The following is a 14398-nucleotide window of genomic DNA, read 5'->3' as shown; positions in this document are numbered from 1 at the left end:
CTAGAGGATTCGCCGTGAAAGCCGTCGCTGCCGTTTTGCTGTCCTTCTGCCTGGCCTTCAATGTCTGGGCGAACGAAGAGAAGAAGGAAGGGGAGGCACCCAAGACCGAATTCTACAACCTGACCCCGGCGCTGGTCGGCAACTATGGCAGCGGGCCCAAGCTCAAGTACTACAAGGCCGACATCGCCCTGATGATGACCGGCAAGGAAGCCAAGGATAAGGTGGAGTTCCACGAGCCGCTGATCCGCAATCAGCTGGTGATGCTCTTCGCCCAGCAGACAGACGAAACCCTGGCCGGCGTGGAAGCCCGCGAGAAACTGCGCCAGGAGGCGCTCAAGCAGGTGCAGAGCGTGCTCACCCAGGAGGAGGGCAAGCCGCTGGTGGAAGACCTGCTGTTCAACAACCTGATCATCCAGCCCTGAGGCCGGCGGTCAGCCGCGCGCCGCGGCGACGATCGCTGTCCACTCCGCCGGGCTGACCGGCATCACCGAGAGGCGGTTGCCCTTGCGCAGCAGGGCGAAGTCGGCGAGCGCCGGCAACTGGCGCAGGCGCGGCAGGCTCAGCACCCGCGGAAAGGCCTCGACGAAGGCGACCTGGCGCGCCGTCCAGGGGTTGTTTTCGGCGCTGGCCTTGGGCGCATGGTAGGGGCTTTCAGGGTCCAGGGCGGTAGGGTCCGCGAAGGCCGCGCCGACGATGCGGCCGATGCCGGCGATGCCCGGTTCGGCGCAACTCGAATGATGAAAGAAGAACAGTTCGTCGGATGCCATGGCGCGCAGGAAGTTACGCGCCTGGTAATTGCGCACCCCGTCCCAGCGCGCCTGGCCCAGGTGTTCCAGGTCGGTTAGCGAGAACTCATCGGGCTCGGATTTCAACAGCCAGCAGGCCACGGTTCGTCTCCTGACGAATGGAGGCTCGGGAGCTTCCAGGAAAGGGTCTGGTCGATTGCAAGGGGCGACCGCTTGTCGCAGAATGCCGCCCATTCCGGATGTAGTCTGATCGTACGCGCTGAGCATAACAGGGCGACGTCCTGTCCTGCCCAAAGGTGCCAGCAAGGGGGTGGCCCAGCTCGATGAAACGCAAACCTGATCTGTTATGGGTGCTGGTCCTGATCTTTACCCTGGGCGTGGTCACCACCGGGTACACCCAAAGTTTCTGGGAACAGCACCAGAGCCAGCAGCAGTACGCCCGCTATGCCAGCGACGTTCAGCCGACGCGGGAAGTCTCTCCCATCCGCTGAGCGTACCAGTCGCCATCGCTCACCACGGCCGCCATGGGCACGTCCCAGGCTGCCAGTGCCAGTCGCTCCACCTTCTGACATTCATGGGCGCAGCCGATCAGCTGCGGACTGTGCCATTGCCGCCGGCGCGCCAGGTAGGCCAGGTTGCGGTCATAGAAGCCCTTGCCCATGCCCAGGCGTCCGCCCTGGGGATCAAAGCCCACCAGCGGCATCAGGATCAGCTCCAGGGCCCAGGTCGGCCGACCCAGGCGCCGATCCGGGCGCGGCTCGGCGATGCCGAAGCGATTGCGCACCCAGGATTCGCCGCGACCGACCCGCTGAAAGATCATCGCCGTCCGCGGCCAGCGCGAGAGCACTGGCAGATAGGTGGCCTTGCCGCGGCGCTGGGCTTCTTCGAGCAGTGGACGCGGATCGATCTCGCCATCGCTGGGCAGATAGAAGGCGATATGTCGCGCACGGCGAAATAGCGGATGCTGGGCGAGTTGCCGATAGAGCTGGCGGGCGGCCTGGCGTTGCTGGGCAGGGGTAAGGGCGCGACGTCGCTGGCGCAGAAGCTTGCGCAGCGCGGGCCTGCTGAGATCGGGAGAAGGCGGGATGGTCATGGAAAAAATGAGCTCTCCGGAATGCCGCTGCCGGTGTAGCCCTTGAACCCTTGGTTCAAGGTGGGAGAAGTCGTAGACCTTTAGGCTTTCCGCCGTAGCGGACATGCACACCAGCCTTACGAGCAACCCCCGGGGTGTTGCTTATCGGCTCGGGGACATGACCGACTGGCGCACACACCAGAGAGTGACCTCCAGTATACGCCCCTGAGCCGGGATGCAAACCCCCCTGCCGATCCTCGGCTGGCGGTCAGGCAGTGGTGTCGTGTTCGGTGATCAGCGCCCGGTCGACGCGATCCAGCAGGTCGCGGACCCGCTCGCGAGTGCTGCTGACTTCCAGGCTGACGTCGTCCTGGCGGTGCAGCAGTTCGTGGGTGATGTTGAGGGCGGCCATCACGGCCACGCGGTCGGCGCCGATGACCTTGCCGCTGCCGCGGATCTCGCGCATCTTGCCGTCCAGGTAGCGAGCGGTGCTCTCCAGGTTGGCGCGCTCGTCAGCCGGGCAGCTGATGCGATATTCCTTTTCCATTATCTGGACGGTCACGGTCTCGATGCTCATGAGTCCTGCTCCAAAGCTTTCAGGCGTAAAATCATCGCTTCGACCTTCGATCTGGCCAATTCGTTCTTTTCGATCAACTCGGCGCGCTCCTGGCGCCAGTTGCGCTCGCCCTGGCGCAGTTGTCGATTCTGCCGCTGCAATTCCTCAAGACGCAGGAGCAGGCGCTCCACACGGTCACCGAGGGCTTCCAGATCGGCGTCGAGGGGCGTGTCGCGAGACTCGCGCATGAGGGCTACAGCTCCAGAAGGGTGCAACGAGATTGGCCGCCGGCGGGGTCAGCGCGTAGGATAAGGCTTCATTCTAGCCAGCGCCTCCCCTCGACGCCATGTCCAGCTCAGCATCCGCCTACGCCGCCTTCTCCACCCTGCTCGCCGAGGCCGCTTTGCCGGTCTCGCCTGCCGAACTCCACGGTCACCTGCTCGGGCGGGTCTGTGGGGGCGCGGGCTTCGACGAGAACGACTGGTTGGCCGCGGCCAGCGAGCTGCTCGGTGGCGCGCCGGGCGAGCGTCTGCAGGCGGCACTGTCGGGGCTGCTGGGCATGGTGCAGCAGGAATTCGCCGGCCAGCAGGTGGCCCTGGTGCTGATGCTGCCGCCGGACGAGGTGCCGCTCGCCGAGCGCACCGCTGCCCTGGGCCAGTGGTGCCAGGGCTTCCTGGCCGGTTTCGGACTGTCCGGGCGCACCGGCGAGGTCTCGGGCGAGGCGCGCGAGGTGCTCGAGGACCTGGCGGCCATTGCACAGATCCAGGAACCCGCCGAGGAAGGCGAAGAGGGCGAGAACGACTTCATGGAAGTCACCGAATACCTGCGTGTGGCGCCGCTGCTGCTGTACGGCGAATACGGGCGCGGCCCCCTCCCCGAACCTGCGCCCGTGGTGCACTGAGCGGCCATGCCGCGGATCCACAAGGCCGAATTCGCCCGTCGCCGCCGCGCCCTGATGGCCGAGATCGGCCACGGCGGCATCGCTTTGCTGCCCGCCGCGCCGGTGTGCCTGCGCAATCGCGACATCGAGCAGCCCTATCGCCAGGACAGCGACTTCCAGTACCTCACCGGTTTTCCCGAGCCCGAGGCCCTGGCCGTGCTGATTCCCGGCCGGGCCCACGGTGAATACCTGCTGTTCTGCCGCGAACGGGACGCGGAGCTGGAACGCTGGGAGGGCCGGCGCGCCGGTCAGGAAGGGGCGCTGGCCGACTATGGCGCGGACGATGCCTTTCCCATCGGCGATCTGGACGACATCCTGCCCGGCCTGCTGGAAGGGCGCGAGCGGGTCTACTACGCCATGGGCGCCCATCCGGAATTCGAGCGGCAACTGCTCAACTGGATCGAACTGATCCGCGCCAAGGCCGACCAGGGCGCCTCGCCGCCGCGGGAGCTGCTGGCGCTGGATACCCTGCTGCACGACAGCCGGCTGTACAAGTCGGCCGCCGAGGTGCGCCTGCTCAAGGCCGCCGCCGAATTGACCTGTGCGGCCCACCTGCGTGCCATGCAGGCCTGCCAACCGGGGCTGCGCGAGTATCACCTGGAGGCCGAGCTGGACTACTGCTTCCGCCAGGGCGGGGCCCGACTGGCGGCCTATGGCTCCATCGTTGCCGCCGGGGCCAATGCCTGCGTCATGCACTACCAGGCCAACGATGCGCCCCTGCGCGACGGCGACCTGGTGCTGATCGATGCCGGGTGCGAACTGGAGTGCTATGCCAGCGACGTGACCCGTACCTTTCCGGTCAATGGCCGCTTCTCGCCGGAGCAGCGGCAGCTGTACGACATCGTGCTGGCCGCCAACCAGGCCGCCATTGCCTGCGTGGCGCCCGGGCGGCACTGGAACGAACCCCACGAAGCCACGGTCAGGGTGATCACCGAAGGGCTGTTGGCGCTGGGTCTGCTCCAGGGCGAACTGGACGACCTGATCGAGACGGGCGCCTGTCGGCAGTTCTACATGCACCGTGCTGGTCACTGGCTGGGGCTGGATGTCCATGACGTCGGCGAATACCGCATCGGCGATCAGTGGCGGATGCTGGAGCCGGGCATGGCGCTGACCGTGGAGCCCGGACTGTATATCCCGGTGGAGGCCGAGGTGCCGCGCAAATGGCGCGGCCTGGGTATCCGCATCGAGGACGAGGTGCTGGTGACGCGCAGTGGTTGCGAGGTGCTGACCGCCGGCCTGCCCAAGGCGGCCGCGGAGATCGAAGGCTTGATGGCGGCCGCGCGCGACCGCCGGGAGAACGCTCATGCAACGTCCTGATATCGCCATCATCGGTGGCGGCCTGGTGGGTGCCAGTCTGGCCCTGGCCCTGCAGGCCGGCGCCAAGGCGCGCGGCTGGCGCATCCTGCTGGTGGAGCCCTTCGCCCCCGGCGACACCTATCAGCCCAGCTACGATGCCCGCTCCTCGGCGCTGTCCTACGGCTCGCGGCTGATCTACCAGCGCCTTGGCGTCTGGGATGCCCTGGCCGAACACGCCGAGGCGATCCGCGAGATCCAGGTTTCCGACCAGGGCCGCTTCGGCGTGACCCAGCTGCTCGCCCGCGACGAGAATCTGCCGGCGCTGGGCTATGTGGTGGAGAACGCCTGGATCGGCCAGGTGCTCTGGCAGGCGCTGGATCACGAGGTCGTGGAATGGCGCTGCCCGGCCGAGGTGCGCACGCTCACCGCCGTTGCCGATGGCTATCGCCTGGAGCTGGATGATGGCGACATCCTCGAATGCGGCCTGGCGGTACTGGCCGACGGCGGTCGCTCGGCGCTGCGCGAATCCCTCGGCATCGAGGTGCGGCGGACGGTCTATGAGCAGACCGCGCTGATCGCCAACGTCTCGACCAATCTGGGTCATGGTGGTCGCGCCTTCGAGCGCTTCACCCCCCACGGCCCCCTGGCGCTGCTGCCCCTGCCGGGTCAGCGCAGCGCCCTGGTCTGGACCCAGCCGGATGCCGAGGCGTTGCGCCTGCAACAGGCGCCCGACGCCGTCTTTCTCGCCGAATTGCAGCAGGCGGTGGGCTATCGCCTGGGCAGCTTCACCCAGGTCGGCACCCGCCATGCCTATCCCCTGACCCTGCTGGAAGCCAACGAGCAGATCCGCCCGCACCTGGTGGTCCTGGGCAATGCCGCCCACAGCCTGCACCCCATCGCCGGCCAAGGCTTCAACCTGTCCCTGCGCGATGTCGACAGCCTGGCCGAGTGCCTGCTGGAGAGCGCCGCGGCACCCGGCGACTTCGCCGCCCTGCAGGACTACCTGCAGGGCCAGCGCCTGGACCAGCAGCTGACCATCGGCTTTTCCGATCGCATCACCCGGCTGTTCTCCAACAGCCGGCCCTGGCTCAGTGCCGGACGCAACCTGGGCCTGGTCGGCCTGGAACTGTGCCCGCCGGCCAAGAGTGCCTTCGCCCGCCAGGCCATGGGCCTGGGTACCCGTCCCTGACCTGCGAGGAGAAACGAGCATGCTGACCCATGCGGATCTGGTGATCGTCGGTGCCGGCATGGTCGGCAGCGCCCTGGCCCTGGCCCTGGCCGACAGCGGCCTGTCGGTGGTGCTGCTCGACCGCGGCCCGCTCACCCCTGGCGCGGTCGAAAGCGACCTGCCCTTCGAACCCCGGGTCAGCGCCCTGTCGCTGGCCAGTCAACGCATCCTGCAACGCCTCGGCGCCTGGGACGGCATCCTCGCGCGCCGCGTCAGTCCCTACCAGGCGATGCACGTCTGGGACGGCTCCGGCACCGGCGTCGTGCATTTCGATGCCGCCAGCGTGCATGCCGAGGTGCTCGGCCATATCGTCGAGAATCGCGTGGTGCAGGATGCCCTGCTCGAACGCCTGGCCGAGGCCAACGTCCTGCTCCTGCCCGAGGCGCGCCTGGAGTTGCTGCGTCGCTCCGGCGACCAGTGGCTGGTGCAACTGGCTGGTGACCGCCAGATCCGCGCCCCCCTGGTGGTGGCCGCCGATGGTGCCACCTCCGCCGTACGCCGCCTGGCCGGGCTGGAAACCCGCGAGTGGGACTATCTGCACCATGCCATCGTCACCAGCGTGCGCTGCGCCGAATCGCACCAGCGCACCGCCTGGCAGAGATTCACCGACGACGGCCCGCTGGCCTTCCTGCCTCTGGACCGCGGTGGCGATACCCGCTGGTGCTCCATCGTCTGGTCCTGCACGCCCAAGCAGGGCGAGCGACTGATGGCCCTGGACGACGCGGCCTTCTGCCAGGCCTTGGGCGAGGCCTTCGAGCAGCGTCTGGGCAAGGTGGAATGCAGCGACACGCGACTGTGTATCCCGCTGCGCCAGCGCCATGCCAAGCGCTATGTGGAACCTGGCCTGGCCTTGATCGGCGATGCCGCCCATGTCATCCATCCGCTGGCCGGGCAGGGCGTCAACCTGGGCTTTCTCGATGCCGCGGTACTGGCCGAGGAGTTGCGCCATGCCCAGGCGCGCGGTGAATCCATCGCCGAGCAGCGGGTGCTGGAACGCTACGAGCGCCGCCGCATGCCGCACAACCTGGCGATGATGGCGGCGATGGAAGGCTTCCAGCGCCTGTTCCAAGACGACCGCCTGCCGCTGCGCTGGTTGCGCAACGCCGCGCTCAAGCAGGTTGATCGCCACTTCGAGGCCAAGGCGCTGTTCGTCCGCCGCGCCCTGGGCCTGTCCGGCGATGTGCCGGAACTGGCCAGGGTCGTGGCCTAGCACCCGCTCACTGTTGCCCGATCACCAGCAGGTGCCGAAGGCGCTTTGAGGTCTGGGCGCTATTGCGCTCCTGGTGTCAGGGGCGCGCGGCGATGGCGGGCTTGGCCGGTGCTCGGGTACCCAGTTGCAGAAGCGCACCTCCCAGGGCACAGCCCGCCATCAGAAAGAAGCAGGAGACGTAGCCGCCCAGGCTGGTCCAGCCGCCCCCGGCGCTGATCAGCCAGCCCATCAGTACCGGTGCGATGCCGCCGCCAATAAACATGGCGGTGGTGATGATGCCATTGGCGGTGGAGGTGGCCGACGGCAATGCGGCATCCGAGGCAACCGCGTAGTAGATGGGCCAAACGGCGTTGGCTACCAGGCCAAACAGCAGCTGTACCAGGATGATCAGGGTGATGCTGCTGGCGAAGTAGAAGGCAGCGACGCTGGCGGCCATCCACAGGCCGCAGATGATCAGGGTGATCTTGCGCCCGATGATGTCCGAGAGGGTTGGCCAGATCAGTTGTCCGAGAATGCCGGTGATGGCGAAGACCACGCTGAGCCCAGCCGACTCGGCCAGCGACAGCTTGGCGATGTTATAGAGGTAGGCCGGCAGTACGATGTTGATGCCCATGTACACCACCTGGGTCAGCAGGGTGTTACCGGCGGTAAGGGCGATGTTGCGGTTGCTTAGGGTCGCGGTGAAGGTGCGCCACGCCTGGCCCTTGGCGACCTGACCGCTGGGGGTGATATCAGGTGGGGTGAGTCCCTTGGCTGCCATGTCCGCATACAGCGCGGTGATTCGCTCGGCGGTGGAATAGCGCGACCAGAACAGCATCAGCGGTACGGCGACGACAAAGGCGAAGAAGAAGACATAGCGCCAGTTGTCCTCACTGAAGGTGGTGAGCACGAAGCTGGCCACCAGGCCGCTGAGCAGCGCGCCGATGGGGTAGCCGGTGTGGTGGGCGCCCAAGGCGAACCCGCGGCGTTCCACCGGCCACCATTCGGCGGTATTGCTTACGCCGACCGGTTCGCCCCAGCCGGCACCCAGGTTCACCCCGATACGCAGGGCGACGAAGCTGGTCAGGCTATGGCTCAGAACCTTGAAGCCGGAGAGAAACGACAGCGCGGTATAGCCCAGCACCAGGGGTACCTGGAAGCGTGCGCGCTTCCAGCCGGCGCCATAGCGGTCGCTCCACATCGCTCCCGGAATATCCAGCAGAGCCAGAGCGAGCATGATCAGGGTGGCGATGGTGCCCCAGTCATCGGGGCTGAGGTTGAAGTGCTTGGAGATAGTGGGCCCCAGGCGCAGGACGATCTCGCGGTCGTAGGCGTTGAGAATCCAGATCAGCCAGCAGACCAGCAGGGAAACCCAGGAATAGCGGTGGATCTGGCGCAGCGAGGCCTTGTTTGCGGTGTGCATGAGTGTGCTCCGGGCGCCGCCGGGCGCCCTGTCAGAACCTGAAGGGTTTGGAAGCGGTGGGAGGGTGGGTCAGGCGGCGAAGCGGCGCTCTGCGATGCCGCGTACGCCCAGGCCGTGAACGGCAAACAGGGCACCGCGCAGCTGACCGTCACCGGGAAAGCGCGGCAGAGGCGGACGTGCCATGGACGTGACGTAGAGGATGTCCAGTTCGGGCCCGCCGAACATGACGCTGGTGACCTTCTTCACCGGCATCTCGATGATCCGCTCCACCTGACCATCGGGGGTGTAGCGCACCAGCTGGCCAGCGTAGACCAGGGCCTGCCAGAGGTAGCCTTCGGCATCCACGGTGGCGCCATCCGCGGCGCCGCCGCCGGAGGTGTCGATCCGGTTGCGCGTGCGCCGCTCGCCTACCGCGCCGGTTGCCGTGTCGTAGGCATAGGCCCACTGCTCGCCGGTCCAGGTATCGGTGAAATACAGGGTGCTGCCATCCGGACTCCAGCAGGGGCCGTTGGAGCAGATGATGCCTTCGTCCAGGACGTGCAGTGACAGGTCCGGATCCAGCCGGTAGAGGCGGCCCGAGGCGCTTTCTTCGCGGGTATCCATGGAGCCGAAAACGAAGCGTCCCTGGCGATCCACCTTGCCGTCGTTGAGTCGGTTGTGTGGCAGGTCGGGCTCGGGCGCATGGATGAGCGTGAGTTCACCGCTGGTCAGATCCAGGTCGTGGATGCCTTCCTGCAGGGCTACCAAGGCGCGATCGCCGTCGCGGCGCAGGGTCATGGAACCGATTTTCTGGCCGACGTCCCAGGCCCGCAGCTCGCGGCCGTCGGCGGTGCAGCGCAGGATGCGGCCGTCGAAGCTGTCCAGCCAATACAGGCGCTGCTGATTCACGTCCCACAGTGGCCCTTCGCCAAGCGTGGTCTTGAGGTCGGCGACGATCTCGATACGCATGATGTTTTCCCTCTCTGTTGTTGTTTTGCGGGAAGCGCGGTTCGGTGGGCGGGCTAGAAGTCGACGGCGTTGCGTCCCTTCAGTCCCAGGAGCTCGCGGGCTTCATCTGGACTAGCGACCCGGCCACCGAGGGCCTCCACCACGGTACGGATGCGCCGGACCTGGTCGGCGTTGGAGGCGGCCAGCTTGCCCGGACCGTCCCACAGTGAATCCTCCAAACCGACCCGTGCATTGCCGCCCATGGCCAGACCCATGGTCGCCAGCGGTATCTGGTTGCGTCCGGCGCCGAGTACCGACCAGAGATAGTCCGCCCCAAACAGCCGGTCGGCAGTACGGCACATCTGCATCAGGTCTTCCGGGTGCCCGCCGATGCCGCCGCGCAGGCCGAATACCGACTGGATGAATAGTGGACGCGGCAGCAGTCCGCGCTCGAGGAAGTGCGCAGCGGTGTAGAGGTGGCCGATGTCGTAGCACTCGATCTCGAAGCGCGTGTGATTCTCGCGGCAGGCCTCGAGAATATGGGCGATGTCGCGGAAGGTATTGCGGAAGATGCGGTCGTCGCTCTCTTCCAGGTAAGGACGTTCCCAGGCGTGCTGGAAGTCCTTGAAGCGGCCGAGCATCTCGTAGAGGCCGAAGTTCATCGACCCCATATTCAGCGATGCCAGCTCGGGCTTGAGCTGCAGCGCCGGTTGCAGGCGCTCCTCCACACCCATGGTCGGAGCGCCGCCAGTGGTGAGGTTGATGATGACGTCGCTTTCCCGCTTGATGCGCGGCAGGAAGCGGCGAAACAGCTCCGGATCCTGCACCGGCCGACCATCCTCGGGATCGCGGGCATGGAGATGGACGATGGCGGCACCGGCTGCCGCGGCGCCCAGGGCGGCGTCGGCAATCTGTTCGGGAGTGACCGGCAGATGCGGCGACATAGATGGAGTATGGATGGCACCGGTAACGGCGCAGGTGATGATGACGGGGCGAGCGTGGGCCATGAGGCGGGTTTCCTGTGAATTGTTGTTGTGGAAACGCTGGGGCTTCAGAGGTACTCGACGTTGCCGTCCACGCTGATCGCCTGGCCGGTGACGTTGCACGCCGCCGGCGAACAGAGGAACAGCGCCATGGCGGCGACGTCCTCGGCGGTCACCATGCGCCCCAGAGAAATTTTCTTCAGGTATTGCTCGCGCATCTCCGCTTCCGGCAGACCGAGCTGCTCGGCACGGGCGCGGATCACCCCGTCCATACGCGGTCCCTCGACGATACCGGGGAGCAGGGCGTTGACTCGGATGTCGGCTGCGCCCAACTCGGCCGCCAGGGACTTCATCATGCCGACGATGGCCCACTTGGTAGCGGCATAGGGCGTACGCCAGGCATAGCCCAGGCGGCCGGCCACCGAAGCGATCTGCAGCAGATGGCCATGGGGCGATTCGCGCAGCAGGGGCACGGCGTGATGGGCAAAGCGGTACTGGGCAGTGAGATTGATGTCCAAGGTGCGCTGCCAGTCGGCTTCGTTGATGTCGTCAATGCCTGCCGTCGGACCGGCGATGCCGGCGTTGTTGACCAGCACATCGAGGCCATCCCAATGGTCGCGGTGCGCAACGAAGACCTGGGCGACGTCCGCAGCCACGGCGACATCCGCACGGGTGGCCAGGGCGGTAGGATGCCGTTCGCGAAAGGCTGCCAGGGCAGTTTCGCTGACGTCGCAGACATGGACCTGGGCACCAGCTTCCAGATAGGCCGTGGCCAGGACTTCGCCGATGCCGGCAGCGCCGCCGGAGATCAGTACCCGCAGGTTGGAGTAGGGGATGAGTCTGTCGAGCACGCTCATGCGCGTTTGCCTCCGTTGCTCTTGGAATTTTCGCGCTGGGCCAGCAGGCGGCCGAGCGAGTCGGCGGCCTGCATGATGTCGTCTGCCACCGCGGCGCGAGCGGCGGCGCCATCGCGGGCCTCCAGGGCAGCGACGATGCGGGCGTGGGCCTCCATGGAGCGGTCGAGGTGGGCTGGCTCGGGTGCCACCAGGGCGAAGCAGGGACCCATGTGCAGCCAGAAGGTCTCCACGGCGGCAACGATCAGGTCGGCGCGGGCGACGGCGTAGATGCGTCGGTGGAACGCGAAGTTGGTCCAGAGGTAGCGAGGCACGTCGTGGTTGTCCACGGCCTGCTGCATGTCCTGGTAGATGCTGCCGATCTGCGTCAGGTCGCTGGCGTCCAGGCGCTGGATGCAGCGCTCTGCCAGCAGGCCTTCCAGGGCGACCCGGGCGTCACGGATCTCGCGCAGGCGCGCTGCCGTCATCATGGGTACACGCAACCGGGCAGTGCCTGATACTTCGAAAGCATTTTCCGCGCTCAGGCGCTGCAGTGCCTCGCGCACGGGCATGGGACTGGAACCCAGGGCCTCGGCCAGACCACGGATGGTGAGTTTCTGCCCCGGTTGAAAGCGGCCACTCATCAGGGCTTCCCGCAGCTGGCGATAGACCTGGTCCTGCAGGGTGGCGCGGGTGACCTGGCGCAGCGCGGGAAAGGCGAGGGGGACGTCGGACATGACCGGCTCCTTTTTATTTTGTGAGATAAAATATGTGATCACAAAATTGCGGTGTCAAGTCTGGATTCGCCGATTTTTAGGTGATGCGGTAATAGGCCGGTGAATCCTGGGGCTGCTAACGAGGGCGGCGAACACCGCTTCAAGTAGCTGATTCAGAGATTCATACGAGACTGGGTGGGTAATTCCGAATTGCTCGACACACCGCAGAAACAGGCGCCGAAACTGACAGGGCGAAATCGGCAGCGATGGCTGTGCCGAGCGAAGGGGCTATGGAGGCGCACGAATACGACTCCGATATCAGGCGGGTAGCCTCTGGGAATCCACTTGGGCCGGCGTGGCTCAGGCGTCGCCCAACGACCCGGCCAGCTCCAGCACCTGTTGCCGCCAGGCGGCCTCGCGGGGCAGGGCGAGGAAGTGCGGGTTGAGGAAGGACTCGCGCATCTCGTAGGTGAGGGGCTGGCCGTCCAGGGTTACGACCTCGCCGCCGGCGCCTTCCAGCACGCCCTGGGCGGCGGCGGTATCCCACTGGGAAGTGGGGGCGAGTCGGGGATAGAAGTCGGCCAGGCCTTCGGCCAGCAGGCAGAACTTGAGCGAGCTGCCGACGCTTACCAGTTTGGGTTCGCCGAAGGTATCGCCCAACCCGTCCACCAGGCGCTGCTGGGCCGGGCTGCCGTGGCGGCGGCTGGCGACCACGGTGAAGGCGTCTTCCGGCTGGACGCGCACGCCGATCTCGATGCCGTCTTCGCCCTGGATGCGGAAGGCGCCCAGTTCGCGGCCGCCGCTGAAGCAGACGTCCCGGGTGGGGATGCCGACCACGCCGAAGATCACCTGGCCGCGTTCGACCAGGGCCACGTTGACGGTGAATTCCTCGCTGCCGTCGATGAATTCTTTGGTGCCGTCCAGGGGGTCGACCACCCACCAGACGTCCCAGGCGCTGCGCGCCGCGAAGGGGATGTCACAGGCTTCCTCCGACAGCACCGGCACGTCCGGGGTCAGCCGGGCGAGGCCGTCGGCCAGCACCCGGTGGGCGGCGAGGTCGGCGGCGGTCACCGGCGAGTCGTCGCTCTTCTGCCGCACCGCCACGCCTTGGCGCCAGTGGGGCAGGATGGCCGCGCCGGCCTGGCGCACCAAGTCGATGACGTTGAGTACCAGCGGAGCGGTAATGGAAACGGGCGCCATCATGCCGAAAGGTCTCCGCGTTGGGTGAGCAGGTCGCGCACCAGGTAGAGGGCGGCCAGGGCCCGGCCTTCGGAAAAGCGCGGATTCTGCACCAGTTGCGACAGCTCGCGCAGGTCGACGCTGCTGACTTCGAGGGGCTCGGGTTCATCGCCCGGCAGGCGCTCCGGATAGAGGTCGCGGGCCAGCACCACATGGATGCGCTGACTCATGTAGCCGGGGCTCAGCGACAGCGCGGTGAGGTATTCCAGCTGGTGGGCACCGAAACCCGCCTCTTCCTTGAGTTCGCGATTGGCGGCGTCGAGGATCTCTTCGCCCGGCTCCACCAGGCCCTTGGGCAACGACAGTTCGTAGTCTTCCACGCCGCCGCAGTATTCCTCGATGAGCAGGGCGCGGGTGGCGTCCTGCAGGGCCACCACCATCACCGCACCGTGACCGGTGCCCTTGTTGGCCAGGCGCTCATAGGTGCGCTCCTCGCCGTTGGCGAAGCGCAACTGCATCTCCTCGACGGTGAACAGGCGGCTCTTGGCCACGATCTGTCGGGCGAGAACAGTGGGTTTCTGGCGCATGGACGGCTCCTGGGCTGGGCGGACGGGTATGATAACCCGCCTGTTACATGATCCGGAGTCACCATGACCCCTCTCGACTGGAGCCGTATCGATACCGTGTTGCTGGACATGGACGGCACCCTGCTTGATCTGCATTTCGACAACCATTTCTGGCTGGAGTACCTGCCGCAGCGCTATGCCGAGCGCCACGGCCAGTCCCTGGCGCTGGCCAAGGCCGAGCTGGAGCCGCTGTTTTTCAGCCACCAGGGCAAGCTGACCTGGTATTGCCTGGACTTCTGGAGCGCCGAGCTGGGTTTTTCCATGCGCGAACTCAAGGAGGAAATCGCCCACCTGATCGCCCTGCGTCCGGATGCCGATACCTTCCTTGCCGCCCTGCAGCGCGCCGGCAAGCGGGTGGCGCTGATCACCAATGCCCACCGCGACTCCCTGTCGCTGAAGCTGGAGCGCATCGAGCTGGCGCCCTATTTCGACCGGCTGATCAGCTCCCACAACTATGGCTTTCCCAAGGAAGAACAGCAGTTCTGGCACGCCCTGCAGGCCGACTTCGCCTTCGATCCGGCGCGCACCCTGTTCATCGACGACAACTTGCCGATCCTGCGCAGCGCCCGCGACTACGGGGTCGCCCACCTGCTGGCGATCTACGAGCCGGACAGCCGGCGCGGACCCAAGGACAGCGAGGAATTCGAGGCGGTGCGGGACTATCGGGAGTTGCTGCCGCAGTGA

Annotated in this window: 18 protein-coding genes and 1 other RNA gene; 7 read left to right on the top strand and 12 right to left on the bottom strand. The window is 66.5% G+C overall.

Annotated elements, in window-relative coordinates:
* Positions 1–14: 14 nt before the first annotated feature.
* Positions 15–422, top strand: coding sequence for a flagellar basal body-associated protein FliL (locus PVZ72_RS16965; protein ID WP_133860474.1), 408 nt, complete (start codon positions 15–17; stop codon positions 420–422).
* Between the two features lie 9 nt (positions 423–431).
* On the opposite strand, the gene PVZ72_RS16960 is transcribed toward PVZ72_RS16965, so the two are convergent.
* Entirely contained in the window at positions 432–887 is a 456-nt protein-coding gene (locus PVZ72_RS16960) for an EVE domain-containing protein (RefSeq protein ID WP_273862543.1), read from the bottom strand.
* Positions 888–1069: 182 nt separating this feature from the next.
* Here PVZ72_RS16960 and PVZ72_RS16955 point away from each other — a divergent pair, with 182 nt between their 5' ends.
* The gene (locus tag PVZ72_RS16955; RefSeq protein WP_166655883.1) at positions 1070–1237 is read left to right on the top strand and encodes a hypothetical protein; all 168 of its coding nucleotides are present in this window, start codon (positions 1070–1072) and stop codon (positions 1235–1237) included.
* Here PVZ72_RS16955 and PVZ72_RS16950 read toward each other — a convergent pair.
* From PVZ72_RS16950 to PVZ72_RS16935, 4 genes are all read right to left on the bottom strand, one after another.
* Complete coding sequence (locus PVZ72_RS16950; RefSeq protein ID WP_273862600.1) at positions 1204–1833, bottom strand: 5-formyltetrahydrofolate cyclo-ligase; 630 nt, start codon at positions 1831–1833, stop codon at positions 1204–1206. The genes PVZ72_RS16955 and PVZ72_RS16950 overlap by 34 nt on opposite strands.
* Before the next feature lie 15 nt (positions 1834–1848).
* Positions 1849–2026: non-coding RNA, 6S RNA (gene ssrS / locus PVZ72_RS16945), on the bottom strand.
* 60 nt (positions 2027–2086) lie between these two features.
* Entirely contained in the window at positions 2087–2395 is a 309-nt protein-coding gene (locus PVZ72_RS16940) for a cell division protein ZapA (protein WP_133860477.1), read from the bottom strand.
* The gene (locus PVZ72_RS16935; protein WP_007161334.1) at positions 2392–2622 is read right to left on the bottom strand and encodes a TIGR02449 family protein; all 231 of its coding nucleotides are present in this window, start codon (positions 2620–2622) and stop codon (positions 2392–2394) included. The genes PVZ72_RS16940 and PVZ72_RS16935 overlap by 4 nt, the downstream gene beginning before the upstream one ends.
* Before the next feature lie 98 nt (positions 2623–2720).
* On the opposite strand from PVZ72_RS16935, the gene PVZ72_RS16930 reads away from it, so the two are divergent.
* From PVZ72_RS16930 to PVZ72_RS16915, 4 genes are read left to right on the top strand one after another with little or no spacing between them, the layout of a single operon-like run.
* On the top strand, positions 2721–3275 hold the full coding sequence (locus PVZ72_RS16930) for a UPF0149 family protein (RefSeq protein ID WP_133860478.1): 555 nt from the start codon (positions 2721–2723) through the stop codon (positions 3273–3275).
* Between the two features lie 6 nt (positions 3276–3281).
* Positions 3282–4631, top strand: coding sequence for a Xaa-Pro aminopeptidase (pepP, locus tag PVZ72_RS16925; RefSeq protein WP_263259093.1), 1350 nt, complete (start codon positions 3282–3284; stop codon positions 4629–4631).
* Positions 4618–5799, top strand: a complete 1182-nt coding sequence (gene ubiH, locus PVZ72_RS16920; protein ID WP_273862542.1) for a 2-octaprenyl-6-methoxyphenyl hydroxylase — start codon at positions 4618–4620, stop codon at positions 5797–5799. Before pepP ends, ubiH begins: the two co-directional genes overlap by 14 nt.
* 19 nt (positions 5800–5818) lie before the next feature.
* Entirely contained in the window at positions 5819–7048 is a 1230-nt protein-coding gene (locus PVZ72_RS16915; protein ID WP_273862541.1) for a 2-octaprenyl-3-methyl-6-methoxy-1,4-benzoquinol hydroxylase, read from the top strand.
* Between the two features lie 76 nt (positions 7049–7124).
* Here PVZ72_RS16915 and PVZ72_RS16910 read toward each other — a convergent pair whose 3' ends face one another.
* The 7 genes from PVZ72_RS16910 to nudE form a co-directional block, all read right to left on the bottom strand.
* Positions 7125–8450, bottom strand: coding sequence for an MFS transporter (locus PVZ72_RS16910; protein ID WP_273862540.1), 1326 nt, complete (start codon positions 8448–8450; stop codon positions 7125–7127).
* Between the two features lie 69 nt (positions 8451–8519).
* Entirely contained in the window at positions 8520–9398 is an 879-nt protein-coding gene (locus PVZ72_RS16905) for an SMP-30/gluconolactonase/LRE family protein (protein ID WP_187980913.1), read from the bottom strand.
* 53 nt (positions 9399–9451) lie between these two features.
* On the bottom strand, positions 9452–10384 hold the full coding sequence (locus tag PVZ72_RS16900) for a 3-keto-5-aminohexanoate cleavage protein (RefSeq protein WP_273862539.1): 933 nt from the start codon (positions 10382–10384) through the stop codon (positions 9452–9454).
* Between the two features lie 44 nt (positions 10385–10428).
* Positions 10429–11217: an SDR family oxidoreductase gene (locus PVZ72_RS16895; RefSeq protein WP_273862538.1), complete on the bottom strand. Its 789-nt coding sequence runs from the start codon at positions 11215–11217 to the stop codon at positions 10429–10431.
* Complete coding sequence (locus PVZ72_RS16890; protein WP_133860485.1) at positions 11214–11930, bottom strand: GntR family transcriptional regulator; 717 nt, start codon at positions 11928–11930, stop codon at positions 11214–11216. Before PVZ72_RS16890 ends, PVZ72_RS16895 begins: the two co-directional genes overlap by 4 nt.
* A 339-nt stretch (positions 11931–12269) precedes the next feature.
* Entirely contained in the window at positions 12270–13112 is an 843-nt protein-coding gene (cysQ, locus tag PVZ72_RS16885; protein WP_273862537.1) for a 3'(2'),5'-bisphosphate nucleotidase CysQ, read from the bottom strand.
* Positions 13109–13675 carry an ADP compounds hydrolase NudE gene (gene nudE / locus PVZ72_RS16880; protein WP_273862536.1) on the bottom strand — a complete coding sequence of 189 codons (567 nt, stop codon included), beginning with the start codon at positions 13673–13675 and terminating at the stop codon, positions 13109–13111. The genes cysQ and nudE overlap by 4 nt, the downstream gene beginning before the upstream one ends.
* A gap of 63 nt (positions 13676–13738) precedes the next feature.
* On the opposite strand from nudE, the gene yrfG reads away from it, so the two are divergent.
* Positions 13739–14398: a GMP/IMP nucleotidase gene (yrfG, locus tag PVZ72_RS16875; protein WP_273862535.1), complete on the top strand. Its 660-nt coding sequence runs from the start codon at positions 13739–13741 to the stop codon at positions 14396–14398.

This window comes from Pseudomonas sp. LA5 (genome assembly GCF_028640825.1).
GTDB lineage: Bacteria > Pseudomonadota > Gammaproteobacteria > Pseudomonadales > Pseudomonadaceae > Chryseomonas > Chryseomonas aestiva.
The sequence above is the reverse complement of the archived record's forward strand: the minus strand, read 5'-3'. Positions and strand labels throughout refer to the sequence as shown.